This window comes from Pseudomonas sp. BS-2016, assembly GCF_001806145.1.
GTDB classification, from domain to species: Bacteria; Pseudomonadota; Gammaproteobacteria; order Pseudomonadales; family Pseudomonadaceae; genus Aquipseudomonas; species Aquipseudomonas lundensis.
In genome coordinates this window covers 1-1,989 of record NZ_MLCT01000070.1, presented here as the reverse complement: position 1 = coordinate 1,989, position 1,989 = coordinate 1, and the positions used below count along the sequence as shown (strand labels likewise).

Annotated in this window: 2 protein-coding genes and 1 pseudogene; 1 reads left to right on the top strand and 2 read right to left on the bottom strand. The window is 59.9% G+C overall.

The features are described 5' to 3' along the window. Nucleotides 1–116, top strand: a pseudogene (locus BKD70_RS24910) (shikimate dehydrogenase); the annotation flags it as partial. Between the two features lie 53 nt (nucleotides 117–169). Here the strand turns inward: BKD70_RS24910 and BKD70_RS22285 are convergent. Together BKD70_RS22285 and BKD70_RS22280 are read right to left on the bottom strand one after the other, a co-directional pair. Continuing rightward, on the bottom strand, nucleotides 170–835 hold the full coding sequence (locus BKD70_RS22285) for a TetR/AcrR family transcriptional regulator (RefSeq protein ID WP_014720036.1): 666 nt from the start codon (nucleotides 833–835) through the stop codon (nucleotides 170–172). A 77-nt stretch (nucleotides 836–912) separates the two neighbouring features. Beyond that, nucleotides 913–1,989, bottom strand: a 1,077-nt coding sequence (locus tag BKD70_RS22280) for a 4-hydroxyphenylpyruvate dioxygenase family protein (RefSeq protein WP_139145790.1), incomplete at its 5' end; no start/stop codon positions are given.

Below are 1,989 nucleotides of genomic sequence, written 5' to 3'. Positions count from 1 at the left end.
CCCTGGATGGCGGCAATATGGCGGTGTTTCAGGCGGTGAAGGCATTTGAGTTGTTCAGCGGCGAAGTGGCGGATGCAGACAGAATGCTGGCGCACTTCCAGAGCATGAATATCTAGGTATGCAACCCCATCATGATCGTTCCCACGCTCTGCGTGGGAACGATCAGTTCTCAGGCTTGCAGGTAGCGCAGCACCGACTCGCAAATCATTTCCCGATGGCGCTGCTTGATCGCCTCATCCGACAGTTCGATCTGGAAAATCTCGCTGAAGGTGTGCCGGTTGGACACCCGGTAGAAACTGAACGAGTTGATCAGCAAGTGCACATCCAGCGGCTCCAGCCCTTCGCGAAACAGCCCCAACTCAGCCCCGCGGCGCAGGGTCTCCCCCAACCCTTCCAGGATTTTGCTGTTCATCGCCTTGATGGTCTCGGTGCGTTTGACGTACTCGGCGTTGTGGATGTTTTCGATGCTGACGATGCGCACGAAATCCACGTTCTGGTCGTGGTGATCAAAGGTGAATTCCACCAGCCGGCGAATCGCCTCACGCGGCTCCAGGGCGGTGAGGTTCATGCGCGTTTCGGTGTTGCGGATATCACCGTAGAGCTTCTCCAGCACCTCGACGTATAGCTGCTCCTTGCTGCCGAAGTAGTAATAGATCATGCGCTTGGAGGTGTGAATGCGCTCGGCGATGGCGTCTACGCGAGCGCCGGCCAGGCCCTGTTGAACAAACTCGACAATGGCTTCCTGGAGAATATTCTCCCGGGTCTTTTCCGGATTGTTCTTGCGACTCTTGCGCGGTGCGTCAGCTACCGCGGGGAGATCGGGACTCGAGGTCATGGTGCGCTCACGGCCATTGTTGTGCAGGCGCTGATTATGGGCCGCGGCGCTCCCCGAAGGAAGCACCTGCCTTGCGGTTATAGCCGAGCCTGGCGTACCGCCCCACTGCGCGACTTGGCCATCGCCGCCAGACGCACCGCGACGTTGGCAGCGCCGTAGCCGGCATAGCCATTCTTGCGCTGGATGATCTCGAAGAAAAACCGCCCCTCGAACGCCTCGGTGTACACATGAAACAACTCACCGCCCTGGGCGTCGCGGTCGTACAGCACGTTGTAATACGCCAACTCACTGAGGAACTCCTCGTCGAAATCGAAGCGTGCCGCCAGGTCGTCGTAATAGTTGAGCGGGATATCCAGCAACGGCACACCGGCTTCTTTGGCCCGGCGTACCTCGGCGAAAATATCCGCGCAATCGAAGGCAATGTGGTGCACGCCCGAACCGCGATAGCTGGAGAGCGCGTGGGAAATCGCGGTGTTGCGGTTTTCGGAGATGTTCAGCGGCAGACGGATCGAGCTGCAACGGCTGCGCAACGCACGGCTTTTCACCAGGCCGTAAGGGTCGGGCAGCACCACTTCATCGTCGGCTTCAAAATCCAGCAGGCTCTTATAAAACAATACCCAACTGTCGAGGCTGTCGGCCGGCAAGGCCATGGCCATGTGGTCGATGCGCAGCAAGCCGCCGCTGGCGGGTGTGGCCGCCTGCAGGTTGAAATCGGTGTCGTACAGCCCGCCTTCGCTGGGATCGACCAGGTAAATCAGGCTGCCATCCGGTGCACGCACGGCGGCCAATTCCAGCTCGTTGGGGCCGACCAGGCCGCGATAAGGCTGGCCCTTGTAGGCCACCGCCCGCTCCAGGGCCTTGGCACTGTCCTTGACCCGAATTGCCGTGGCGCACAGCGACGGGCCGTGGGCCTCGAAAAAGTTGTGGGCGAAGGAATAGGGTTCGCAGTTGAGGATCAGATTGATATCGCCCTGGCGCAACAGGCTCACATTCTTCGAGCGATGCTGGCCGGCCTTGGCAAACCCCAGGCGTTCCAGCCAATTGCTCAGTTTGGCGCCAAGGCTTTCATCCACGGCAAATTCGAGGAATTCGATCCCGTCGTACTCGCTGGCCGCCGGGGTTTCAAACAGGATGTCCACTGGCGCAGCGGGTGC